This is a genomic window from Aeromonas salmonicida subsp. salmonicida (assembly GCF_001643305.1).
Taxonomy (GTDB): domain Bacteria; phylum Pseudomonadota; class Gammaproteobacteria; order Enterobacterales; family Aeromonadaceae; genus Aeromonas; species Aeromonas salmonicida.
On record NZ_LSGW01000049.1, the window covers coordinates 103,767 to 127,134 of the forward strand.

18 protein-coding genes are annotated in these 23,368 nt (G+C 62.5%); 8 read left to right on the forward strand and 10 right to left on the reverse strand.

From position 1 onward, the window contains the following. Nucleotides 1-180: 180 nt before the first annotated feature. The 6 genes from AXW79_RS07465 to AXW79_RS07490 all read right to left on the reverse strand — a co-directional run bounded on the left by AXW79_RS07465 (nucleotide 181) and on the right by AXW79_RS07490 (nucleotide 5,985). Nucleotides 181-1,116: a LysR family transcriptional regulator gene (locus tag AXW79_RS07465; protein WP_011898340.1), complete on the reverse strand. Its 936-nt coding sequence runs from the start codon at nucleotides 1,114-1,116 to the stop codon at nucleotides 181-183. 82 nt (nucleotides 1,117-1,198) lie between these two features. After that, nucleotides 1,199-1,732, reverse strand: coding sequence for a glutathione peroxidase (locus AXW79_RS07470; RefSeq protein ID WP_005313573.1), 534 nt, complete (start codon nucleotides 1,730-1,732; stop codon nucleotides 1,199-1,201). A gap of 67 nt (nucleotides 1,733-1,799) precedes the next feature. Continuing rightward, nucleotides 1,800-2,363, reverse strand: a complete 564-nt coding sequence (locus AXW79_RS07475; RefSeq protein ID WP_005313580.1) for an NnrU family protein — start codon at nucleotides 2,361-2,363, stop codon at nucleotides 1,800-1,802. 212 nt (nucleotides 2,364-2,575) lie between these two features. Further along, nucleotides 2,576-3,709: a glycerate kinase gene (locus AXW79_RS07480; RefSeq protein WP_005313582.1), complete on the reverse strand. Its 1,134-nt coding sequence runs from the start codon at nucleotides 3,707-3,709 to the stop codon at nucleotides 2,576-2,578. A 9-nt stretch (nucleotides 3,710-3,718) separates the two neighbouring features. Further along, nucleotides 3,719-4,750, reverse strand: coding sequence for a GntP family permease (locus AXW79_RS07485; RefSeq protein ID WP_005313589.1), 1,032 nt, complete (start codon nucleotides 4,748-4,750; stop codon nucleotides 3,719-3,721). Nucleotides 4,751-4,869: 119 nt separating this feature from the next. Then, nucleotides 4,870-5,985 (reverse strand): sugar diacid recognition domain-containing protein, encoded by a 1,116-nt coding sequence (locus AXW79_RS07490; RefSeq protein ID WP_005313593.1) that lies wholly within the window; start codon nucleotides 5,983-5,985, stop codon nucleotides 4,870-4,872. A gap of 208 nt (nucleotides 5,986-6,193) precedes the next feature. On the opposite strand from AXW79_RS07490, the gene AXW79_RS07495 reads away from it, so the two are divergent. The 6 genes from AXW79_RS07495 (at nucleotide 6,194) to AXW79_RS07520 (ending at nucleotide 12,054) form a co-directional block, all read left to right on the forward strand. Then, complete coding sequence (locus AXW79_RS07495) at nucleotides 6,194-6,568, forward strand: YacL family protein (protein WP_005313595.1); 375 nt, start codon at nucleotides 6,194-6,196, stop codon at nucleotides 6,566-6,568. A gap of 50 nt (nucleotides 6,569-6,618) precedes the next feature. Next, on the forward strand, nucleotides 6,619-6,918 hold the full coding sequence (locus AXW79_RS07500) for a hypothetical protein (protein WP_005313598.1): 300 nt from the start codon (nucleotides 6,619-6,621) through the stop codon (nucleotides 6,916-6,918). 176 nt (nucleotides 6,919-7,094) lie between these two features. Beyond that, nucleotides 7,095-7,925: a CPBP family intramembrane glutamic endopeptidase gene (locus tag AXW79_RS07505; protein ID WP_005313601.1), complete on the forward strand. Its 831-nt coding sequence runs from the start codon at nucleotides 7,095-7,097 to the stop codon at nucleotides 7,923-7,925. Between the two features lie 241 nt (nucleotides 7,926-8,166). Continuing rightward, the gene (locus AXW79_RS07510) at nucleotides 8,167-9,726 is read left to right on the forward strand and encodes a methyl-accepting chemotaxis protein (RefSeq protein WP_005313603.1); all 1,560 of its coding nucleotides are present in this window, start codon (nucleotides 8,167-8,169) and stop codon (nucleotides 9,724-9,726) included. A 223-nt stretch (nucleotides 9,727-9,949) separates the two neighbouring features. Continuing rightward, nucleotides 9,950-11,266, forward strand: coding sequence for a sphingomyelin phosphodiesterase (locus AXW79_RS07515; RefSeq protein ID WP_005313608.1), 1,317 nt, complete (start codon nucleotides 9,950-9,952; stop codon nucleotides 11,264-11,266). Then, nucleotides 11,263-12,054 (forward strand): hypothetical protein, encoded by a 792-nt coding sequence (locus tag AXW79_RS07520; protein ID WP_005313611.1) that lies wholly within the window; start codon nucleotides 11,263-11,265, stop codon nucleotides 12,052-12,054. The genes AXW79_RS07515 and AXW79_RS07520 overlap by 4 nt, the downstream gene beginning before the upstream one ends. 75 nt (nucleotides 12,055-12,129) lie before the next feature. Here AXW79_RS07520 and AXW79_RS07525 read toward each other — a convergent pair whose 3' ends face one another. Next, nucleotides 12,130-13,614, reverse strand: coding sequence for an alkaline phosphatase D family protein (locus AXW79_RS07525; protein ID WP_011898339.1), 1,485 nt, complete (start codon nucleotides 13,612-13,614; stop codon nucleotides 12,130-12,132). A gap of 90 nt (nucleotides 13,615-13,704) precedes the next feature. Next, nucleotides 13,705-14,925, reverse strand: a complete 1,221-nt coding sequence (locus AXW79_RS07530; RefSeq protein WP_005313617.1) for a DEAD/DEAH box helicase — start codon at nucleotides 14,923-14,925, stop codon at nucleotides 13,705-13,707. A 148-nt stretch (nucleotides 14,926-15,073) separates the two neighbouring features. On the opposite strand from AXW79_RS07530, the gene AXW79_RS07535 reads away from it, so the two are divergent. Beyond that, nucleotides 15,074-15,886, forward strand: coding sequence for a type 2 periplasmic-binding domain-containing protein (locus AXW79_RS07535; protein WP_034284079.1), 813 nt, complete (start codon nucleotides 15,074-15,076; stop codon nucleotides 15,884-15,886). 69 nt (nucleotides 15,887-15,955) lie between these two features. On the opposite strand, the gene tpx is transcribed toward AXW79_RS07535, so the two are convergent. Beyond that, complete coding sequence (gene tpx / locus AXW79_RS07540) at nucleotides 15,956-16,456, reverse strand: thiol peroxidase (protein WP_005313625.1); 501 nt, start codon at nucleotides 16,454-16,456, stop codon at nucleotides 15,956-15,958. Between the two features lie 238 nt (nucleotides 16,457-16,694). On the opposite strand from tpx, the gene AXW79_RS07545 reads away from it, so the two are divergent. Next, nucleotides 16,695-19,118, forward strand: a complete 2,424-nt coding sequence (locus AXW79_RS07545; protein WP_005313642.1) for a zinc/cadmium/mercury/lead-transporting ATPase — start codon at nucleotides 16,695-16,697, stop codon at nucleotides 19,116-19,118. Between the two features lie 207 nt (nucleotides 19,119-19,325). Here the strand turns inward: AXW79_RS07545 and pulA are convergent, their stop codons facing one another. Beyond that, on the reverse strand, nucleotides 19,326-23,360 hold the full coding sequence (gene pulA / locus AXW79_RS07550) for a pullulanase-type alpha-1,6-glucosidase (protein ID WP_005313646.1): 4,035 nt from the start codon (nucleotides 23,358-23,360) through the stop codon (nucleotides 19,326-19,328). Nucleotides 23,361-23,368: the final 8 nt, after the last annotated feature.

Genomic DNA, 23,368 nt, shown 5'->3' on the forward strand with positions numbered 1-23,368 from the left:
GGACTCCATCAGGTGAGGCAAAAGATGGGCGCGGATTCTGCTCTCCCCGCCCCTCCACTGCAAGCCCGCCTGGTTACAGCCCTGTTAGCAAAAACGTTTGCACGATATCGGTTGCGCCAACCCGCTGATTTGGTTCAATTTTGGTATCATGCGAAAGCCAGTGTTCTTATATGGAAACGATTATTCCTCTGTACCGGACAATTTGCCGCCGAGCCAGGGGGCAAGTCGCAGCTCCCAATAGGGATTGGGGCCGAAGCTCTCCTTGAGGAAATCGATGAAGAGACGGATCTTGGGATCCAGATGTTCGCGCCTAGCGTAGACGGCGTGCACCGCCATCTTCTGGTTAGGCCGCCACTGGGGCAGCAGGGGGATCAGTTGACCGGACTGCAACTCCTTGTCCAGCAAGTAGTTGGCGACATAGGCGATGCCGAGCCCGGCCAGGGCGGCATCGCGCACCGCCTCCGCCAGATCCACCCGGTAGTTGCCTGCCACCTGCACCGTCTGGCGTTCCTTGCCCTGGCGAAACGACCACTCGTGGTAGCGCCGCTCCCGGCTCTGGTAGGTGATGCAGTTGTGCTGGGCCAGATCTTTCGGGTGCAAGGGTGTGCCGTGGCTCAGCAAATAGTCAGGCGAGGCCACCAGCACGAAGTGGATATCCGCCAGCCGCTGCCCCACCAGCGCTTCAGGCTTGTCTTCATAGGTGGTGATCCAGAGATCCAGCCCCTCGTCCACCAGGTTGGTTCTGTGGTCAAACAGGGAGACTTCCAGCTCCAGCTCGGGGTAGCGATCCTGAAACGCCTTGAGGCGCGGGATCACGTGCAGCCGGCCAAACGACTGGCCCACCCCAAGATGAAGCACGCCACTCACCTTGCCACGGCGCTCCGCCACCATGGAGTCCGCCTCCAGCGCCACCGCCATCAAAGCGCGGCAGTGACGGGCATACTCCTGACCGAGTTCGGTCAGGGAGAAGCGGCGAGTGGTGCGCTGCACCAACTGGGCACCGAGTTCGGCCTCAAGCTGGGCCAGCTGTTTGCTGATGTGGGATTTGGAGACGCCGAGCCGCCGTGCGGCCGCCGAGATGCCCTGTTCACGGACCAGGGCATCGAAGATCACCATTTGGGGCAGACGTTGCAGCACAGAGTTACCAGACAGGAAAGCGGGCCTCCATTATTCCAGAGCAGCCCGCAGCGGGGTAGACCTAAAGCCCGAGCGCCCGTTTGACCTCTTTTTGCAGGGGATCGTCGGCCGGATTCTGGTTCGCACCATAGCTTGCTATCAGCTTGCCATCGCGCCCTATCAGGTACTTGTGAAAGTTCCAGCCCGGCGCCTCGCCCGCGGCCGCGGCCAACCCCTTGTAGAGCGGGCTCGCATCGTCACCGCGTGCCGCCAGCCGGTTGAACATGGGGAAGGTCACCCCGTAGTCACGGCGGCAAACAGCGGCAGTTTTGTCCTCATCCCCCGACTCCTGCCAGAAGTCGTTGGACGGAAAACCCAGCACTATCAGCCCCTTGTCCTTGTAGGTCTGATAAAGCGTCTCCAGATCCCCAAACTGGCCGCGATAACCGCAATAAGACGCCGTGTTTACCACCAGCACCACCTTGCCTTCGGTCAGCTGGCAGAGGTTGTGGCGCTGGGTGCTGTTGAGCTCCCGTTGCTCCACATTGAAATAATCAGGGCAGGCAGCGGAGGCCGTCCCGACACCAAGCAGCAATAACAAAGTGAACCATTTCATCGGGCAACTCCTTTTGAACAGATGAGCGTCATACGCACAGGTGGCGCAGCCGGTTCATCCCCATCATTTAGCGCAAGGGTATGCCGGTCAGCCAGCCATGACCCCAGAAGATCAAGATAGCCGTGACCGCAAGTCCAGCTCCCACGCTGATACCAGTACCAACCCAGTTCGCTGCGGGACGGGGATGACACTGCCAGTCCCGCACCGAAATCCAGATGATGCTGACCAGGGCCCACAGACCGATACCGCCGAAAAGCACCAGGGAGCGGGCCTCGCTGTTGACCGCAAGATGGGTGCCAGCCCAGAGCAGGGTACCAAGCAGCTGGGGATGAACCAGCCAGCGCCGTAAGTGGTTGGGCCCCTGGCCCGAGAAAAACAGAATGAGCGCGACTGGCATCACGCCTATCACCAGAGCCGGGCCCCAGGCGGGCGGAAAATAGAGTGGCATGGGGCTGGACGAACGCCAGCCAGCCAGAATCAAGCCGAAAGCGACGAACACCAGCAGCGAGAAGAGTCCCTTGTAACGGTTCTCCCCCAACCGGTCGCGCAGGCGGGTTCGATGGGCCGCAGCGAAGCAGGGATAGAGATGGATAAGGGTAAACAGCAGTACCCCCAGGGTCAGCAAGATCATGGGTGGCTCCTTGTACTATGGGGGATCACTATGCCGTAAAGTGGTCAGCCAAAATATAGAAACCGTAGAAAAGCGATGGAGATACAGCAAGATAATGAAAAAAGCCGATCGGGAGATCGGCAAGGTATTGCGGTCAGATCTGCAACAAAGACAGGTCATCACCGCGACACGGGGCAGGGTAAAGCCGGTGCCCGGCACCGGCCAAAAGAGGATCAGCGTCGCAGCATATAGAGCGCGGCCACGTTGCGGGCCGTGAGCTGCAGGTTGGTGGTGGCTGTCGCCAATGCCTCCGGCAGGGACATGGCGCGGTTGACCACGGCGAACACCGCATCCAGCCCGTGCTCATGCACCACACCGTAGTCGTCGGTGAGACACCCTGAAATACCTATCACCGGCTTGCCAAACTGCTTGGCACAGCGTGCGACACCGATTGGCGTTTTGCCGTAAATTGTCTGGCTGTCGATACGCCCCTCCCCCGTGATGACGAGATCCGCATCGGCCACAGCCTCGGCCAGTTTCAACGCCGCTATGACGATCTCGATGCCGGGCTTGAGCTCGGCACCGAGCAGGCCCACCAGGGCCGCCCCCATGCCACCGGCGGCGCCCGCCCCCGGGATTTCCCTCACCTGTTTGCCAAGCGCCTGCTCGATGCAGTCGGCGTAGCGGGAGAGGTTGGCATCGAGCTGGGCCACCATATCGGCGTTGGCCCCCTTCTGCGGGCCAAACACGGCGGAGGCACCTGTCGGGCCGCACAGCGGATTGTCCACGTCACAGGCCACCTCTATGGTGATCCTGCTCAGACGGGAATCCAGATCGCTCAGATCTATGGTGGCCAGATCCGCCAGCCCGGCGCCGCCCGGCGCTATGGGAGTGCCATCGCGTTTGAGCAGCTTGCCGCCGAGCGCCTGGATCATGCCGGCACCGCCATCGTTGGTGGCACTGCCGCCTATGCCGAGGATCAGGTGCTTCACCCCCATGTCGAGGGCCGCCAGGATCAGCTCACCGGTACCGAAGCTGGAGGTGTGCAGCGGATTGCGCAGCTCGGGGGGGACAAGATGCAGGCCGGAGGCCGCCGCCATCTCGATGACGGCGCGCTCGCCATCCCCCAGCAGGCCGACGAAGCCCTGCACCTGATTGCCGAGCGGCGCTGTCACATAAAACGGCAGTATGCGACCACCGGTGGCATCCACCAGGGATTGCACTGTGCCCTCGCCGCCATCGGCCATGGGCAGCTTGATGTAGGTAGCCTCTGGCAACACCTGCTTGAAACCCGCCTCGATGGCATCAGCCACCGCCATGGCGCTCAGGCTCTCCTTGAATGAATCCGGTGCGATAACAATTTTCATATCAGTTCCTCAGGCGAGACCAAACACGCCAAACATCAGGGTGGAGACGGCTGCGATGGTCAGACCGACGGCTGTTTCATAAGGGATGAGCTTGAGGCGCTCCCCCACGCCCATGTGGACGCTGCCACCGGTGGCATGGAAGAAGGAGCCGTGGGGCATGTGGTCAAACACGGTAGCACCGGCATGGATCATGGCGGCCCCCGCCAGACTGCTGATGCCGAGCTCAATCAGGGTGGAGCTGAACACGTTGGAAGCCACCACGGTACCGGCCGTGGTCGAGGCGGTCGCCAGCGACATCAAAGCGCCCGAGATGGGGGCCAGCAGGTAGGAGGGCAGACCGGAGGCGGTCAGGCCGCTTATCAGCACATCCTTCAGACCCGAGTTGGCGATGATGCCCGCCAGGGTACCGGTACCCAGCAGCATGATGGCCACCGGCGCCATGCGGGCCAGACCCGAGACCGCAAACTGGTTCACCTTGCTGAACTTGCCCATCATAAGGGCCCCGACCAGGCCGCCAAGGGGCAGGGCAATGAGCGGATCCACCACTATACCGGCCAGCGGACGCAGGGCCAGCAGCAGTATGGCAACCAGGGGCGCACTGATGGCGGCGCCAAAGCCGGGCAGCTTGCTGCCACTGAAGCTCACCACCTCGTCGGCGGCGACCTTGCTGCCCTTGTTGTTCAGACGCTTGGCCAGCCAGTAGGCCATCACCAGTCCAAACAGGCCAGGTATGATGCCGGCCGCCATGACGGAGGTGAGCGGCAGGTGGAAGGCGTCGGACGCGGCGATGGTGGTGGCGGCGCCCGATTCGATCAGCACGCCTGCCAGCACACCGGCCGCGAGGATCCGCATCACGGCCGTGGTGATCCCCTGGGCGCCACCTATCATCAGGGCGACGGTCTGGGTCAGATCGGCCCCGCCAATCAGGCCACCGGCCAGGGCGCCGACTATCATGCCGTAGGCGGGCGGCACCTTCTTCAGAATGAGGAAGATGGCGATGGAGAGCGCGGCGAGAGCGCCGAGCGCGGATACAGGGATCATGACGGGCACCTTGAATGGGAGTGAGTGGTGGCCATTATGGTGATCCGGGATCGGAATGCGTTGGCTGAAAAGCCAAATAAGGTCTCTTTAAAGAGAGGTTTTTTGTTCATTACAACAAATCAGCTGTCGAGATTGAGCCCGAGGTAGAGCAGGAACTTGTCGTCTAACTTGTTGAAATTCAAACCGGTTATCTGCTCGATCCGGGTCAGCCGATAGCGCAGTGTATTGGGGTGAATGAAGAGCGCCTCGGCACAGGGATGCAGATCACAATCCTGCAAGAAATATTGGCGCAGCGTCTTTTGCAGCGTTCCCTTTGTGTCCTCCTGCGCCAGCCTGAGCAGGGGCGCCCGCAGCTGATCCGCCTGCCAGGAGTCCGCCAGACTGCCGAGCAGTACCGGCAACCGGTAATCCTCGAAGAAGTAGACCTGCTTGCGCGGCGCCTGCCGCATGCCCCGGCGCAGAGTATCCCGCGCCGTCTGGTAGGAGCGCGCCAGACCATCTATGCCGCCGAAGTAATCACCCACCCCTATCCGTACCTTGAAGTGGGGAATGCGGGCCAGCAACTGCTTGATGCGGCTGCGCTCCTGCTCAGATTGCCAGACACCCTCGCTCAGCTGGGCCGGTTTGAGCACCACTATCTCGTCGAGGCCGTTGATGGCCACCAGATTGTCCCGCTCCGGATTTTCCAGCAGATGCACCAGCTCCCGCAGGCGCGCGGGATCCGCCTCCTCCAGCGCCAGTACCGCCACCACCCGAGGCTGGGCCAGATCCAGCTCGAGGAAACGGGCCGCCTGTTGCAGTTGATCGACCCGCCCCTCGCCGCGAATGAGCTGCAGTACCAGCTCCTCCTTGTGGCGCTTGTCCCACTGCAACTGCTCGGTGAGCGCCGCCTGCTCCAGAATGAGCTCGGCCGTCATGCGCACCAGCTCGGCGTAAGCACGCACTATGTCCGGATCGCCCGAGATACCGATGACCCCGAGCAATTCCCCCTGATAGGCAATGGGCAAATTGATGCCAGGGCGCACCCCCTTGAGCTGCTGGGCGGTCGCCTCGCTTATCTCCACCACCCGGTTCTCGGTCAGCGCCAGCACGGCACCCTCGTGGCGCTGATGGAGGCGCTCGGGATTGCCGGAGGCAATGATCAAACCGTGTTCATCCATCACGTTGACCGAGAACGACAGTATCTTCATCGCCCTGCTCACTATCTGACGGGCCAGGGTATCGTTTAGCTGCATAACATCTCCGGACAACAAGCTGGCATGACGCCTGGTGGCCCACAATCACACGGGCCGACGTGCAAAGATCCCACATCATCAAGACAAGCGCGGGAGGGATCGCTAGAATAGGCCACTTTACGCTATGTGTGACCCACCATGGATCATGGATCTGACGCTATGCCAGTCCGCTTTGTGGTGGCCTCATCCTTCCGATATGGACTCCGCTATGGACTATGAATTTCGCCGCGACCCGTTCGGTGGCTATCGCGCCCGGTTCTCCATGGGTCATGAGGCCATCGGTCAGTGGTTGATCGATGAAGTTGGCAAGGATGAGGAGAAGCTCGATGAGCTCTTCTCCATCATCGACCAGCTGTCCAATCGCACCCGCACAGAGTACCAGCTGCACGGCGGTGACTATTCACTGCTGCTCACCCATGAGGAAGCCGAGGTGAAAGCCAACGTCCTCAATATCGAACAGGATGAGGATCTCGACGATCTCGCCTACTACGATGATGAGCAGCTGGCCATGTGCGGGCTGGAAGACTTTGCCCAGGTGCTAGGCTCCTGGCGCGCCTTTATCCGCAATGAGGATATGGGCTGAATACCCACATTTAGGGCGAGCATGCCCCTTGCAACCCAACAGGATTGACTATGTCTATTTACGATTTTGACGGCGAACAACCAGAACAGCCGGAAGACGAGCAGGACCAGACCAAACAAGCCGTGCCTGCCAAGAAGAAAGGCAAGCAGGTGATGAACACTCAGGTCAACCTGAGCCCGCGCGATGCCAGCCGACTGAACGGTCTGCACGTCGAAGCCATCACCACCCTGGACGATGTCAGCCTGCCGAAGAACGTCATCTTCAAGGCCGGCCTCATCGCCCTGGGCGAGCTGGAAGCCACCAAGCGCGCCGACATCATAGCCCGCGTTATCGCAGAGTCTGGTCGCTAAAAGGCACCGGTACTGGCAACACAGTCTCAGAAAAGCCGGAGCCTCAGCTCCGGCTTTTTCATGGCTGCGCCCCCCAGCGGACTCGCCCTTGCAGGGATCCGACCAGCCTATTAAGGCTTGTGTCATGATGTGACGACTTGTTAAGGTGCGGGACTTTTATCGGCCTTGGAGACTCAATGTTACCTCTACCTGATTCGCTCATCTGGGGAGCACTGGCGCTGGCCGTCTTGCTCTGTCTGGTCCGTCAACGCATGCCCGGCCTGATCCTGCTGGGGGTCGCCCTGCTGGCCGCCCTCTACCTAGACCACCTCAGCCCTTCCACTCTGCTGATCACGCTGGCGGGCCTGCTGCTGGCCTGGCGCACCCCCAGCCTGCCCCAGCCCTGGCGTGGCGCCGCCCTGACGCTGGTGCTGCTGTGGGCCATAGCGCTGATGCTGCACCTCATCCCCGGCTTCAACAATCTGAAGGTGCTGGACCAGGCACAGGCAGGCCCCGCCAGCGTGCCCTTCAACATGTACCTCAATCTGGACAAGCCGCTGGTCTTCTTCGGCCTGCTGCTGGCCTGGCCCGCCTTGCTCGGCCAGGGCGGTGCGATCCGCTGGCGAGCGCTGGCCCTCTTGCTGTTGCCGCTGGCGGCCCTGCTGATCACCGCCTGGCAACTGGGTGCGCTCAAGCCCGAAGCGGGTCTGCCCCACTGGTGGTGGCTGTTTGCCCTCAACAATCTGCTGTTCACCTGCGTGGCGGAAGAGGCGCTGTTTCGCGGCTTCATCCAGCAAGGGGTGGCCGCCCGCAGCCGACTCTGGCTCGGCATCCTGGTCGCCAGCCTGCTGTTCGGCGCAGCTCACCTCGCCGGTGGCCCGCTGCTGATGCTGTTTGCCGCCCTGGCGGGCGCCTGCTACGGCCTGGCGTTCCACGTCAGCGGTCGTCTGAGCGTCGCCATCGTCATCCACTTCCTGTTCAACTTCGCCCACCTGGCCCTTTTTACCTACCCATTGGCCAGTCGCTGATCCCTGGCGCCCCGGTCGGGGCGCCATCACATTCCCCCTTGTCTGCCACCCGAAGTCCCTTGTTCCCATGACAGCAACCTGAACCCTGCGGGCTTTCTATTTGCACTATTTCACCAGGCTAGAGTGTCGATTAATTGACCCAAGCCAAGATAGTGTCATCTCCGCCCCATAGAATGAGCCGGTAACCATCACAAAAATAAAAACAAAACTATCAGTTACTTGACTCACTCAGGATGCTCACATGACCACAAGCCAACGGGAGGGGGAGATACGCTTCCCCGACCACCTATCCCTGATCTCGACCACGGATCCCACCAGCCACATCACCTATGCCAACCAGCACTTCTGCGAGGTAGCCGGTTACAACGCCGCCGAGATGGAAGGGGTGCCCCACAATCTGGTACGTCATCCCGACATGCCCAAGGCTGCCTTTGCCGACATGTGGCAGCGACTGCGCCAGGGCAAGAGCTGGATGGGACTGGTAAAGAATCGCGCCAAGAGCGGCAGCTTCTACTGGGTCAACGCCTACGTCACACCGATCCTCAACGAACAGCGGCAGATCATAGAGTACCAGTCGGTGCGTACCCGCCCGAGCGAACAGGACATCGCCTGGGCGGAGCAGCTCTACGCCCGCATCCGGGCGGGCAAGGCGCTGCCCTGGTTCAGCCGGCTCACCCTGGAGCCGGGCCAGCTCACCCTGCTCCTCTCCGGCACGGCCCTGCTCGCCCTGCTGGCAGCCCTCGCCACCGGCAATCCCCTTTGGGGAGCGCCCGGTGCAGCGGCGCTGCTGGCTCAGATGATCCACGGCTGGCGGCTGCAACAGCGGCTCAACCGCCTGGCCACCACGGCAGGCGAGGAGATGGGCACCCCGCTCTGTCAGGTGCTCTACACCAAACGGCGGGACACTCTGGCGGCTCTCGAGCTGGCCCTGCGCATGAAGCGGGCCGAGCTCAAGGCGGTGGTGGGGCGCAGCGCCGACACCAACCAGCAGATACTGCAGGCCGCCGAGGATGACAGGGGCAATATCCAGACCATAGACACCCACCTGCAACAGCAGCGGGCCCAGAGCGAGCAGCTGGCCGCCGCCATCACGCAAATGAGCCAGTCGATCCGTGACGTGGCCAACAGCGCCCATCAAGCCAACGCCCTGGTGGGCGAGGTACAACAGGTATCGGCCGAGGGATTGCAGGCGCTGGCGACCACACAATCATCGGTCAATCAGTTGCATGAAGAACTTGATGCCAACCACCAGGTGCTGGCGCAACTGACCGGTGACAGCCAGAAGATCAGCGGGATCCTGGCGGTTATCAGCCAGATCGCCGATCAGACCAATCTGCTCTCCCTCAATGCGGCCATAGAGGCGGCGCGGGCCGGTGAGCAGGGGCGTGGTTTTGCAGTGGTGGCCGACGAGATACGGGCACTGGCCCAGAAGACCCGCAGCTCCACCGGCGAGATCCACGAGATGATCCAGGCGCTGCAGCAGACCACCCGCCAGCTGGCCGATGGCATGACCCAGGGGGCCCAGACCTCGGAGCGTTGCCAGCAGCACGTGAGCACCACAGCCGAGGTGCTCAACCAGATCAACCGCATGCTGACCCAGGTCACCCACACCAGCGACGAAATTGCCCAGGCCGTCGGCCAGCAGGCGGATGTCACCAGTACCCTGGATCACGGCATCCACCAGATCCACCAGCTGGCCAGCCACACAGCCGACAACAGCAGGCAGGCCCTGGACGGCATCACGCTGTTGGTGGAGCGGCTGCATGCCCTCTCCCGCCTGATCAACCAGTTCCGCCACTGACCCGTCACCCGGGGTGCGTGCCGACCGGTACGCGCCCCCTTGATTGCCAAGCCTGATCTAGATCCTCCGCTTGAACGGCCACTGACCCGCAGCCTTCCCCTCAATGTCCCCCTCTCCCCATATGGGGCCTTTCATTTATTTGTAACAAAAATGTAAATGAAATGACCTCTATGCCCGCCATAACAGTCACTTTCAATCGTGCCTCAACCAAAAGGACTTAATGATGCACAAGCCCCTCAGTTATGCCGCCCTGCTGCTGGTCAGCCAGTTTCCATTGCAGGCGCTGGCCGATACCGATGTCTACCTCACCAACAACGGCCCGGAACCCCTGCAGCTGGCAATCAGCCAGAGCGGCAGCGGCCAGCTGCAGGCGGGCAGCCAATGGATCCAGCACAGAACGGAGCTGGGCCCCTGGGAGAGCGCCATGGTGCTCAGCTTCAATCGCTACGAGGGGGTGAAGGCGGGCAAAAGCTATCTGTTCGAAACCCGTGTCACCACGGCCAGCGGCGACACCTATCGCCTCAACCAGTTAATGGAGGGCACCTGGTGGAACACCACATTGCAGCACGGTGGCGACACCCCAACCGTCAGCTCGGGGTGGAAGAGCGACCGCGCCCTGCATCGCACCCAGGGGCCGCAGGAGCTGGCCTTTGCCGCCAAATTCACCGGCCGTTACGACGATCTGCACTACATGCTGACCCCGCCACAACCACGGGAACAACTGGAGCCTTCGGAGAGCAAGCTCAAGGTGGCCAGCTACAACGTCTGGGCCCTGCCGGTGATCGCCTCCAGCATTGGCGAACGGTTAACCTTGCTGCCCGATTACCTCAAGGGCTATGACGCCCTGCTGCTGCAAGAGGTGTTCGACGGCCGCCGCGAGGGCTTCCTGCAGGCGCTGGCCAAAGAGTACCCCTATCAGACCAAGGTGCTCGACAAGCCGGGGGTCAACATCCACGACGGCGGCGTGGTGATCGTCAGCCGCTACCCAATCGTGCGGGAGGCCCAGCTGGTCTATCCCCAGTGCACCGGCACCGACTGTTTCGCCGACAAGGGGGTCATGTATGCCGAGGTGATCAAGGGGGGCAAGGCCTGGCATCTGTTCGCCACCCACACCGCCAGCTTCGACACCGACGAGGCGAGACAGCTGCGCCAGATCCAGTTCGGCCAAATTCGTACCCTGGCCGCCAGCCTCAAGATCCCGGCCAGCGACACCGTCATCTATGGCGGCGACTTCAACGTCAACAAGCGCAAGTTCGCCGACGACTACGCCAGCATGCTGGCCAACCTTGACGCCCATGAACCCGGCTATGGCGGCTATACCGAAGCCACCTTCGATCCCAGGATCAACCCCTATGCAGGCGGCCCCCTCTCCGGTGGTGCCAACGTCGAGTATCTGGACTATCTGGTGGTGAGCCGGGAGTACGGCGCCGCCAGTCATAACCTCAACAGCGTCTGGATCCCACGCAGCAGCGATGGCAGCCTCTGGCCCGCCAGCAACCTCTCCGATCACTTCCCGGTCAAGGGCGAGATCAGCCGATGAAGCGCCGCTACGGGATCCTGGCCCTGGCAGTCCTCTCGCTCTTGCTGCTCAACCTCGGCTGGCAGAATGAGCCAGGGTCTGCCCCGGCAAACGCCGAGGTTAATCAGCATGGGGGAAGTCAGCCGCAGCAGACGCCAGCCGCGCCGATGACAACCCTCATACCCCGGCTCACCCCGGCGGTCAGCGGGGGCCAGTCCACCAAGCCGCCTCCCAGCTGGCGAGAGATGCCTGCGGAGCTGAGCCAGCGGCTCGCCAGCGAGATAAGCGACACCGACCAGCCGCTGAGCGAGCGGCTGGTCAATCTGATCGCGCTGGAATCCCAGTGGATGAGTGAGGGGGAGAGCCTGACCCGGTTGCAGGGGCGTTACGCCCAGGCCCTGGATCAGTTGGCCGACGACAGCGAACAGCTGGCGCTGGCCGAACGGCTGGCCGCCCTGACCCGGCTGCAGGATGAGTGGGCGGCGGATCACCCGGATCTGGCGGCGGATCTGTTCAACCCGGATGCCCGCCTCTTGCAGGCGCGCCAGTTGTGGGGGGATGAGGAGCTGGAGACATTGGCCCGCCACTTCCTGCCTGCCGACCGGGCCGAGGCCAGCGTGGCGTTTGCCGGTGTACGCCAGCAACAGCTGGATCAGCGCGGCCGCTACCAGCAGCAGCTGGCCGAGCTGGAGCAGCAACTGGCGGCCAGTCAGGGGAGCATGGATCCTGAGCGCTGGCAGCAGCACAGAGAGGAGGTGCTCGGCCAGTTTAGGCGCGACTTCTTCGCCCAGGCACAGGACAAGCCCTGAGCATGAAACGGCCCGGGGAGCCTGACGTGGAAAAGAAAAAAGGGCCCGCCGGGGCCCTTTGCGTTTGCCCGACCATCAGGCCAGCGGATAGCTGGCGGCCAGCCCGTTCTCGCAATGCCAGTTGGCCCACAGCTTGTGGTCACTGCCCATCAGCAGGGTGGCGAAGTTGCGGGTGCGCAGATAGACGGGGGCGCCGAACGGCTTGATGAGCTCGGCGCGTATCAAGCGGTTTTCGTCGAGGTATTCGGGATTGTCGTTGGTCATGGCGAGGATCCCCATCCACTGAAACTGGGTGGGGCAGGGATGGACTATGCCGGAGGAGACCAGCTGGTGCACATTGGTGACCCCTTCCCGCTTGTCCTGGATGACGCCCAGGCAGCCCACGTGCACGTCGCCGGAGAGGATCAGGGTCTTGCAGGCAGAATCCTTCTGACGCCGGCTCTTGGCATTGTCCAGCAGCCGCATGATGAGCCGGGCCCGCTCTCCCTGATGATCCTTGGCCCGCCAGTGATCCTTGAGATCGTCGGTCAGCTCCTCTTCCCAGGGGGTGGCATCCAGCGCAGCCTCTGTGAAGGAGAAGTCCCGATAAACCACGGGCACGCCAGCCATGACCAGCAGGTGGCCCGCGTCGCATGCGGCCAGCGCACCGTTGACCTGCTCCCACTGGGACTGGCTCATCACCTGGGCCTGGGTGCGGGTTGCTCTGTTGTCCAGCGCCAGGATCCGGTAACCCCGAAACGTCAGCAGCCAGGAGTGGTGATTCAAATTGACCGGGTCCAGCAGGGAGGCATTGGCGCTGCTGCGCAGCTGGAACAGCCGGAAATAACGGGACGCGGCAGCATAGATGGCCCGATAGACATTACAGCCCTGCAGATCCTCGGGATAGCTGCCCCAGCCATCGAAGATGTCGTGATCATCCCACATCATGGCGCTTGGCACCCGGGCCAGCAGGCGGGCCACCTCGGGCCGGCTCCACTGCTTGCAGTAGAGATCGCAATAGAAGCGATCGAGCTGCTCCTCCATGGTGCGGGTCGCCTTGCGTTTGACCTTCTCCGTCCTGTCCAGCTCGTTCCAGGCCTTGAGGCTGGGAACCGTGGTCCAGAGAGAGTCGGCATAGACCTGATCCCCCCCCATCAGCAACAGCGAGAAGGGATGCGCGGCGTGTTCGGCAGCAAGCCTGCCCCACATCACATAGGGCTGAGGCGTGGAGGTGAGCAGCTTGAAGTCGGAAAAACCGTTGCAAGAGGCGTAACCGATGCGCACCGGCTCCGCCAGCCCCGGCAGATGAAACTGCCAATGGTCGTCCCCGGCCAGATCCCGGGCGGGTTCCCCATCCAGCAGGATCCGGTACTCCACGCTCGTCCCCTCGGCGGCCGGGCTTGCCGTCCAGCTGGCCCGCCACAAACCCCCTCTGGGGGTATCCGCCTGCTTGCTGGCAGGCAGCAAGGTGCCGTTGATCCTGATGCTGGCGCCCTTGCAGCCGGGCCCCGCCAGAAAACAGATGCTGTACTGCGCCTCAGCTTCGAGCCCCAGCAGGGGCCCCATTAACAGGCTTGTCATCTTCTATCCCTCCATGGTTAAACCCATGGAGCATAGTGAAACCGGCGTCCTTTGATACTGCCCAATCGGGCAGTCCAACTCAGCCTTGAACTAGACCTTGCCCTTGAACTGCTTGACGCTGCGCTTGTTGGCGGTGCGACGGTTAGCCTGCTTGTCGCGAGGTGGGCGCTTGCCCTCCCCGCTGGCGGGCAGGTCGGTCACCGGGAAACCTGCGAGTTCCCCCAGCGGCAGCTCACGGCCGGTCAGGGTGCGGATCGCCGCCAGGATATCGCTCTCGCCGTGACACACCAGCGAGATGGCCAGCCCCTCGCACCCGGCGCGGGCGGTACGGCCGATACGGTGAACATAAACGGGGGCGCTGGCGGGCAAGTCCAGGTTGATCACCACAGGCAATGCCTCCACATGTATGCCCCGCGCCATCAGGTCGGTGGCCACCAGCACCAGCACCTTGCCAGCCTTGAAATCGTCGAGCGCCTGCTCTCTAACCGCCTGTTCCTTCTCCCCATGCAGGGCGGCAACCGGGATCCCCGCCCTGGCCAGCTTCCTGGCCACGCCGTCGGCATCGTCCCGCGCGCTGATGAACACCAGCACCTGCGGCCAGGCCTGCTCCTTGAGCAAGCTGATCAGCGCAGGCACCTTGCTGCTCTTATTGACCAGATAGAGTCGCTCCTCGATCTCGTTCACCAGGCTGTTGAGGGGATTGGCCTCAATGCGAGTCGGTTCTGTCAGCAGGCTATGGGCAAAGGCATTCAGCTCGGCAGGCAGGGTAGCGGAGAAGAGCAGGGTCTGACGCTCGGCGGGCATCTCATTCATCAGCCACTGGATATCGGGCCAGAAACCCATCTCCAGCAGGCGATCCGCCTCATCCAGCACCAGCTGTTGCAGGCCATCCAGCCCCAGCACTTGCTGAGTGAGCAGATCCCGCAGTCGCCCCGGCGTCGCCACCAGCAGTTGCGGCCCCAGCGCCAGCTCTGCCTGTTGTCGCTCCTGTGCAACGCCACCGCACAGGGTGAGGATCCGCAATCCCAGAGCGTCAGCCATCCCTTGCAGCGCAGCGCTCACTTGCATCGCCAGCTCGCGGGTCGGCACCACTACCAGTCCCTGCACCAGGCTGGAGGCGGGATCCAGCCGTTGCAGCAACGGTAACCCGAACGCCAGTGTCTTGCCGCTGCCGGTCTGGGCCAGCGCCAGCAGATCCTGCCCCGCCAATACCACGGGTATTGCAAGCTGCTGGATGCGAGTCGGCGTGTGCAGGGTGGCAGGCAAGGCAGCCAGCAAGGCGGGATGGAGATCGAGTTCGCTAAAGGTCATGGGGGTACGCGGATAAAGAAGTGGGAGGCGAAGTCTAGTTAGCGGGGCATAAGAAGTAAAACCCTATCCGCAAGCGGCAAGAGGAAGAGCACTGTGCCAGGTCATGGCTGTCTACAATGGTATTATTCACCTCGAAGGCAGACAGACCATGCTCAGACATATCCCCATGCTACTGCTCAGCCTGCTCGGTATCGCGACCATAGGTCTCTCCCAGACCTCGTCGACCACCTCCAGCCCCCCTGCCCAGCCGGTCCGCGTCATCAAGGCCCACCTTGGTGAATTGCCAGGCCTTATCAACGCCGACAAGACAGGCCCCTTCGTCGATCTGGTCCATGGGATTGATGCGCTCTACCCCGATATGACTATCGAGATCACCATCTACCCCATTGCGCGCGCCATGGCGGGCGTGATCAATGGCAAGGCCGATTTCAGCCTGCCCGCCATTCGCAATCTGCACGATGCAGACATGCTGCCCTATCGCTTCAGCACCCGCAGCTTTGGCAAGGTAGCCCATGTCATCTACAGCAACACAGCGAATCCTGTCTCCACCGACATGGCCTATGGCATCGAAGCAACGCAACGGGATTTGTTAATCGAGGCCGTACCCGGTGAGCTCCCCTTTCAAGTACAACGTTCCATGAGTATCGAGCAATCCCTTCGCAAGCTCTCCCGTGGCCGTATCGATGCCTTTATCTGGGCACAGGAGGAAGCGGACCTGATGCTGCGCCAGCTGGGGCTGACCAATATCCAGCGAGAATTTTTTGGCGACTTTGAAGATGTTTTTATTATTCAAAAGGGCGCAGCCGGCAATGAGATGGATGCGTTTTTGGCACAGGCCATAGAAAGGTTGGCGGCGTCAGGCAAGCTGGAGGAGATATACAGCAAGATCCACAGACCCTACGAACACTGGCAGCCACACCCTGAGCCATTACCCGCCACCCAGCCTGTAAAGACCCCCTGATAACCGGGTTCCATCCATAAAAAAATCCCGCCACGGGCATGCCGTGGCGGGATTTTTGCGCTCAGAAGCTTACAGGGCAGCCAGGGCGGCCGCGTAGTTCGGCTCATCGGCTACTTCGGCTACCATCTCGCTGTGCAGCACCTTGTTATCTGCATCCAGCACCACGATGGCGCGGGCAGTCAGGCCCACCAGCGGACCGGAGGAGAAGGCCACACCGTAATCCTGCATGAAGGCAGCACCACGCAGGGTGGAGAGGGTCACCACCTTGTCCAGACCTTCGGCGCCGCAGAAACGAGACTGGGCGAACGGCAGATCGGCGGAGATGCAGAGCACGACTGTGTTCTCCAGCGCGCTGGCCTGTTCGTTGAATTTGCGCACCGAGGTGGCACAAGTCGGGGTATCGACGCTCGGAAATATGTTCAGGATCTTGCGCTGACCGGCGAAGCTCGCCAGGGTCACGTCAGACAGATCCTTGGCAACCAGGGAGAAAGGCTTGGCCTGCTCACCGGCAACGGGGAAGTGACCGGCTACGGAAACGGGGTTGCCTTGCAGAGTAACGGAATTGCTCATGTTATGTCCTTGATTATCGAGGGAGGATAGGGCCCCCCAGTATAGGCGCGCCGGGCGAGGACAAACACCCGCCAATCACAAGGATATAGCGGCACTTGCTCCTGGACCGAACTGGCAGCCCCTCTCAAACGAGAGAGGGAGATAAAGAGGCTTGACCTTGGACTTAACACCAAGGTTTACACTCGGCTCAGTTATCCAAGGTTCCGCACCGGCGGGACCCATCCAAGAGGGACTCATCATGAGCAAATCCTGCTGCAGCCATCAACACACAGCGGCCACCGGCAAGGCCGTCACCAGCCAAGTCGAACATCAACACGACAGCCACTGCTGTGACAATGTCGAACAGGTCAGTTGCTGCGCCAGCAAGGCACCCCATGATCATCAGGATCAGGGGGTGAGTGAATCACCGGGGGATGAAGAGCCCCCCAGAGGAAGTTGTCAAAGCCAGGGCTGCTGCAGCCCGCAGCCGCCTCATGACCATGACCATGACCATGACCATCATGAGCATGATCACCATGAGCAAACCACCGACACCGCCGAGCCGTTAGTCGCGCCGGAGCAGGACAGCCGCCGCCACAGCTGGCAGGTGCTGGGGATGGATTGCCCCAGCTGCGCCCGCAAGATAGAGACCGCCGTCAGCCGGGTGGCGGGCGTGCAGCAGGCCCGGGTGCTGTTTGCCACCGAGAAGCTGGTGGTGGATCTCGCCCCCGGCCTCTCCCCCGACCCCGTCACCGCCGCCGTGCTGGCCGCGGGTTTCCGGCTCAAAGGCGCAACTCAGCCCGGGGACGACAACGCCAGGCGCCGCAGCCCGCAGATGGCCCTGCTCGCCAAGTATTGGCAGCCCCTGTCGCTGGCCGGCCTGATGCTGTTGGCTGCCCTGCTGCCGAAAGAGTTCGGCCAGCCGCTGTTTACCCTGGCCACCCTCTGGGGCCTGTGGCCCATCTCCCGCAAAGCCTGGGCCCTGACCAGGAGCGGCTCCCCCTTCGCCATCGAGACCCTGATGACGGTGGCGGCGCTGGGCGCCCTCTTCCTAGGTGAAACCGCCGAGGCGGCCATGGTGCTGCTGCTGTTCATGCTGGGGGAGCATCTGGAGGCCTACGCCGCCGGCCGTGCTCGCGCCGGCGTCACCGCCCTGATGGCGCTGGTGCCCGACAAGGCACTGCGGATCCGCACCAGGGTTGACGGTGACGTTCGGGAAGAGGTGGCGGCCGACCAGCTGCGTCCCGGCGACATCATAGAGATCGCCCCGGGCGCCCGCCTGCCGGCAGATGCCCGCTTGCTCGACGCCCTTGGGGCGTTTGACGAGAGTGCCCTGACCGGTGAGTCCATTCCGGTGGAACGTCGCCAGGGTGACAAGGTGCCCGCCGGCAGTCTGGCGGCAGATCGGGTGCTGCGCCTCGAGGTGGTGTCCGAGCCCGGCAACAACGCCATCGACCGCATACTGCACCTGATCGAGGAAGCCGAGACCCAGCGCGCCCCCATAGAGCGCTTCATCGACCGCTTCAGCCGCTGGTATACCCCTGCCATGATGCTGGTTGCCCTGCTGGTGGTGATAGTGCCACCGCTGGCCTTTGGCCAGAGCTGGGACGAGTGGGTCTATCGCGGACTGGCGCTGCTGCTCATCGGCTGCCCCTGCGCCCTGGTGATCTCCACCCCGGCGGCTGTCACCTCCGCCCTGGCGGCGGCAACCCGCCAGGAGGCCCTGATCAAGGGCGGTGCCGCGCTGGAGCGACTGGCCCATATAGACACAGTCGCCTTTGACAAGACAGGCACCCTGACCCTGGGCAAGCCGCAACTGACCGAACTTGTCAGCCTCAATGACCAACCGGAGGACGAACTGCTGGCACTGGCCGCCGCCATAGAGCAAGGCTCCCATCATCCTCTGGCCCGCGCCGTGGTGGCCGCCGCCCGTGAGCAGGGGCTGACTCTGGCCGCAGCCCAGGATCTGCGCGCCCTGCCAGGCATGGGGGTGGAAGGACGCGTCGACGGCACCCTCTGGCAACTGCTGGCACCGAGCCGGATTGACTCGCTGAGCAATGCCCTCAACGCACAAATAGCCACCCTTGAGCAGCAGGGCAAGACGGTGGTCGTGCTCGGCCAGCCGGGCGCAGCGCCGGCGGCCCTGTTGGCCCTGCGGGACCAGATCCGGCCCGAAGCGGCAGCGGCCCTGGCGGAGCTCAAGGGGCTGGGACTGCGCAGCATTATGCTGACCGGTGACAACCCCCGCGCCGCCGAGGCGATTGCCAACGAGCTCGGCATGGGCTGGCGCGCCAGCCTGCTGCCGGAAGACAAGGTGGAAGAGATCGCCAAGCTGGCCGCCAGCCAGAAGGTCGCCATGATAGGGGATGGCATCAACGACGCCCCCGCCATGAAGCGGGCCAACATTGGCATCGCCATGGGTGGCGGCACAGACGTGGCGCTGGAGACGGCCGATGCCGCCCTGACCCACAACCAGCTCGGTGGCATCGCCGCCATGATCCGCCTGTCGCGGGCGGCACTGGCCAACATCCACCAGAACATAGCGCTGGCGCTGGGACTCAAGGCCATCTTCCTGGTCACCAGTCTGCTCGGCATCACGGGCCTGTGGATTGCCGTGCTGGCGGATACCGGAGCCACCGCCCTGGTGACGGCCAACGCCCTGCGTCTGCTGCGCAAGCGCTGATCCAGCCAGCAAGCGAGACCTCCATATGCAAAGCCGTCCCCCGACAGGGACGGCTTTTCTCTTTCCCCCCACCTCACACCTGCAAAGAAAAAGCGCGGCTGCCGGTTGGCAGTCGCGCTTTGTTTACTCTCTCGGAGTTATCCCACCCTTGGCAAGGTGGAATTCAACCCGGGGCTGCCGAGCCAGCCCCGGACTCTATGGGTGTGCTTACTTGGCACGGCACTCCTGAATGACGGCGGTACCGGCCTTGGTACCAGCCGGGTCAACTTTCACCAGCACGCTCCACAATCCTTGCGGTAATGTGATGCTGTTGTTCGCACTGCCAGCCTGGGAGAAGCCGAGAGAGTAGCCCGTCTCAGCAGTGACAGCGCCACCGCCGTTGAGCAGGTACTCCTTGCTCCAGTCTTCATTGGCGACCTTGAACTCGCTGGTGCCCATGTAGTTGAACGCGGCCTGATAGATGGCGAGGTCGCCGTCCATCCCCTTGTAGCTCAGCTGATACTGGGGCTGGGCAGCCCAGCCGGACAGCTCACCCTTGACGAACAGGTTGTAGCCGAGCGGATTGCCCGCCACCGTATCCAGCACCTTGCAGCTCTGCACCGGCTCGGTGAAGCTGACGCTCAGGGTCGGTTTGTCCTTGTTCATTGCCGTGAACACAAACTTGTAGCTGCCCGCCTTGTCAGCATTGAACGGCAGATCTCCGCCATTGGCGCAGAGCACGCTGACCTGGCCTGTCGCCAGCTGGTCGGTGTCACTGCACTTGCCGTAGTTGATCGGGCCGTCCCACTCACTACCGGCAATCTTCACCTGAGTGGTGCCAAGCTGATCGGTCGTCACTTCGGTGGTGAACTCGTAGGTAAAGTTGCCACCAAAGATCATTTTGTTGACCGGATCCCACTCGTTCAGGAAACCACGCACGAAGACATCGGTGTCACCAAACGGCGGAACCGTGCTCAGGTCTATCTTCTTGCTCACCGGCAGACCCGCGCCCTGGGCTCCGGCCTGCGGTTTGACGAACACGGCGGCAGACCAAGCTCCCAGGGTCAGTTGACCACCACTGGCAAGGGCGCCATCGGCGATGCTGCTACCGGCATGGTGGGCCGGGCTCAGCTGCAACGTGCTCAGATCGATGGGCTGATCCTTGCCATCACGGAAGTCGCCGATGCTCTGGGGCTGGTTGGTGGCGTTGATCATCACCACCAGGCCCTCGATGGCGGGATCCAGATCCGCACCGGCGTTGACGCCATCATCCACCGTCATCACGATAAGCCCCGGCACCTGGTCAGGCCCGGTATTGCGGAAATCAACCCGCTTGATCACCTCGGCGCCGCTGCCAAGGCGCAGCAGACGGGAGGATTGACGCAGCTCGGCCAACTCCTGATAGAAGCCTACCATGGTCGCCATGTCGGCCCCGCTCGGCTTGACGTGCTTGCCAAGTACCTGCTCGATCAACGGGTAGTTGTCCCCATCCTTGTCCTTGCGCGGCAACCCCTTGTCGAAGTTGTTGTCGGCAAGGGTGTAGTCGACCCTGTTGTACCAGTCACCCGAGTCATAGCTGTCCCGCTCCATGGACTTGGAACGCAGCAGCTCGACACCTGCGTGGGTAAAGGGAATGCCCTGCCCCAGCATGGCGGTGGCCAGCGATACCCCCTGCATCCGCACCAGATCGGCTCCTTCCGGCGCCTTGTAGATCAGGTTGTCGAACAGGGTCTGGTTGTCGTGCTTGTCGACATAGTTCTGGATCTCGGTCGGATCCTGGGCATAACCCGCAGGTTGACCGTTGTAGTCGATGTCGGAGCCCTTCTTAGGCATGCCGTCCTTGTCGGTCAGCACGAACTCCTTGAGGTTGCCGGCCATGCCGAGGCGCACCAGGTCGGATTGGTGCAGCGCGGTGGCCAGCTCGACGCCGTCCATCTCGTTGGCATCCACCAGGGCGCCGTTGCCAAAGCCCTGGGTCTTGCGAATGGTATCGCCGCCGTCAAACGGACTGCCGCCGCGCACCGCATCACGCAAGCGGTCGGAGAAGGAGCCGATGCCGGTGCCGGCCAGGTGCTTCTGGGTCGCCTGCACGAAGCGCTTGTCATCCTGCACCTCGCCGAAGTTCCAGCCCTCGCCGTAGAAGTACATCTCGGGGTTGACCTGCTTCACTGCGGCCAGCGCCTGCACCACCTGATCTTTCGGGTGGTGACCCATCAGGTCGAAGCGGAAGGCGTCGATCTTGTAGTCGCGGGCCCAGGTCACCAGGGAGTCATCCATCAGCTTGGCGAACATGGCGTGTTCCGGCGCCGTGTTGGAGCAGCAGGTGGAATTCTCGACCGAGCCGGTCTCCGGATTGAGGCGCTGGTAGTACCAGGGCACTATCTTGTCGAGCACCGACTTAGGACCAAGGCCGGCTTCGTTGGTGTGGTTGTAGACCACGTCCATCACCACGTTCATGCCGATGTTCTGCTTGATGGCCTTGACCATCTCGCGGAACTCCAGGATCCGCTGGCTACCCTCGGCATCGGTGGCGTAGGAGCCTTCCGGCGCCGTGTAGTGATAAGGGTCATAACCCCAGTTGAAAGAGTCAACGCCACGCAGATAGCCGGAGAGCTCCTGCACCTGCGGGCTCTCCTTGCTGTCGGCCCCTTGCAGATCGGCCAGCACGGCTTCTATGGTCTGGCCACCGCCGCAGTAACCACCAAACTTGGAATCCTTCACCTCGGCATTGACCTGACACAGCTTGCTGAAGTCATCCTGGAGGTTGGCTACCTTGGCCGGATCCTCGTTGACGGTGGCGATGTCGAACACAGGCAACAGGTGCAGATGGCTGACGCCGCTCTGGGCAAGGGATTGCAGATGCTTGACCGGCACACTGTCGCTGTCGGTCAGGCCGAGGAACTTGCCTCTGTGTTCCGGCTTGGTGGACTCATCGTTGCCGGTCAGATCCCGGACATGGGCCTCATAGATGGTGATGTCGGCAGGGTTCTGCTGGCTGTGGGGCGCCTTCAGGCTGTCCCACCCTTCCGGCTTGAGGGCCGGATCATCGAGATCCACCACCTGACTGAACTCGGAGTTCATCGCCAGGCTCAGGGAGTAGGGGTCTGTTACCTGATAGGATTCCAGCTTGCGACTGAGCGGGTGATAGACCTGGATATCATAGCGGTAGAATTTTCCGACCAGCTCGCTGCCACCCTGCACGCTCCAGCTGCCGCTGGCGTCGTCTTGTGTCATGGTGCGCTCGCCGAGGGCCTTGTGCTGCTCGTCGAACAACGCCAGCTTGACCGACTTGGCGGTTGGCGCCCACAGCCGGAAGGTGACATTGCCCCCCTCAACGATGGCGCCATAGGCCAGCTTGGTGGCTTCCTCTGCGTAGAGGGCATCGAGGGCGCCGGCGCTCTGCACCAGGGTCGCCCCCTGCAAAATGCCGTCGGCATCCGTGCCAATGGCCACCAGCTCGCCCTTGAGCAGGGGCTTGAGATCTTTGCCGGATGGCAGGGCGAAGGCCGCTGCATCCTTGAGGTGCGGGTACTTGGCCTGCTGCTCGGCGGTCAGGCTGGTCGCGGTCAGGCTGAGATAGGGGAAGTCGAACACCCCCTCGGCATTGGCCTTGATGGTGCCCGACTCCGTGTAATAGAGGCGCACATGGGGCTTGTCCTTGCCCCCTTGCCAGATCAGGGTGTTGCCATCGATCAGATGGGCGCTGGCCCCGGCCACGCCAAAGGCGGCGGTAAAGGCATCGGCACGACTGTCGAAGACTTCGCTCTTGCCCGCGACTATGGCCACGGTGCGATCAGGGTGATCGCTGAAAACCACCTTCATGTCGGCGCCGGTCAGGTTGGCGAGATCGCCGTTGCGGGCAATAAAGTTGATACAGCCTTCCAGCTTGGCCAGGGGAACCACCCAGCTGGGGCCGAAACTGTCGACCGCCGTCGGGGTATTGGCCTTGTCATCCCAGCCCGCATTCAGACCGCTCTCGGCGGTAGCGTTACAGGCGTCGTTGTTCCACAGATGCAGGCTGTGGCTGGCAAAGGGCCCTTCTATCCCGCGCGCGGCGCTGGTCTGGGTATCCACCAGGGCGATCACCGCCTGATCTGGGCCGGCAACCAGTTGCTCGGCAGGGGGTTGCACATCGGGCAGACGGGCGACAGGCCCATCCGTGGGTTCAGGGGTGGAGGGTGAAGAGCTGTTGTCATTGCAGCCGGACAAAAGCGCGAGCAGTGAGGCTGTTACCAGCGCCACTTTGGTCTTTTTCATATCCATTTTTTTAT

Bases quoted from the DNA above. Each gene is read 5' to 3' on its own strand.
- pulA (WP_005313646.1), bottom strand. From the start codon at position 23,360: ATGGATATGAAAAAGACCAAAGTGGCGCTGGTAACAGCCTCACTGCTC.
- AXW79_RS07505 (WP_005313601.1), top strand. From the start codon at position 7,095: ATGTTACCTCTACCTGATTCGCTCATCTGGGGAGCACTGGCGCTGGCC.
- AXW79_RS07485 (WP_005313589.1), bottom strand. From the start codon at position 4,750: ATGATCCCTGTATCCGCGCTCGGCGCTCTCGCCGCGCTCTCCATCGCC.
- AXW79_RS07475 (WP_005313580.1), bottom strand. From the start codon at position 2,363: ATGATCTTGCTGACCCTGGGGGTACTGCTGTTTACCCTTATCCATCTC.
- AXW79_RS07515 (WP_005313608.1), top strand. From the start codon at position 9,950: ATGCACAAGCCCCTCAGTTATGCCGCCCTGCTGCTGGTCAGCCAGTTT.
- AXW79_RS07490 (WP_005313593.1), bottom strand. From the start codon at position 5,985: ATGCAGCTAAACGATACCCTGGCCCGTCAGATAGTGAGCAGGGCGATG.
- AXW79_RS07520 (WP_005313611.1), top strand. From the start codon at position 11,263: ATGAAGCGCCGCTACGGGATCCTGGCCCTGGCAGTCCTCTCGCTCTTG.
- AXW79_RS07500 (WP_005313598.1), top strand. From the start codon at position 6,619: ATGTCTATTTACGATTTTGACGGCGAACAACCAGAACAGCCGGAAGAC.
- AXW79_RS07480 (WP_005313582.1), bottom strand. From the start codon at position 3,709: ATGAAAATTGTTATCGCACCGGATTCATTCAAGGAGAGCCTGAGCGCC.
- AXW79_RS07495 (WP_005313595.1), top strand. From the start codon at position 6,194: ATGGACTATGAATTTCGCCGCGACCCGTTCGGTGGCTATCGCGCCCGG.
- AXW79_RS07510 (WP_005313603.1), top strand. From the start codon at position 8,167: ATGACCACAAGCCAACGGGAGGGGGAGATACGCTTCCCCGACCACCTA.
- AXW79_RS07525 (WP_011898339.1), bottom strand. From the start codon at position 13,614: ATGACAAGCCTGTTAATGGGGCCCCTGCTGGGGCTCGAAGCTGAGGCG.
- AXW79_RS07545 (WP_005313642.1), top strand. From the start codon at position 16,695: ATGAGCAAATCCTGCTGCAGCCATCAACACACAGCGGCCACCGGCAAG.
- AXW79_RS07470 (WP_005313573.1), bottom strand. From the start codon at position 1,732: ATGAAATGGTTCACTTTGTTATTGCTGCTTGGTGTCGGGACGGCCTCC.
- tpx (WP_005313625.1), bottom strand. From the start codon at position 16,456: ATGAGCAATTCCGTTACTCTGCAAGGCAACCCCGTTTCCGTAGCCGGT.
- AXW79_RS07535 (WP_034284079.1), top strand. From the start codon at position 15,074: ATGCTCAGACATATCCCCATGCTACTGCTCAGCCTGCTCGGTATCGCG.
- AXW79_RS07530 (WP_005313617.1), bottom strand. From the start codon at position 14,925: ATGACCTTTAGCGAACTCGATCTCCATCCCGCCTTGCTGGCTGCCTTG.
- AXW79_RS07465 (WP_011898340.1), bottom strand. From the start codon at position 1,116: ATGGTGATCTTCGATGCCCTGGTCCGTGAACAGGGCATCTCGGCGGCC.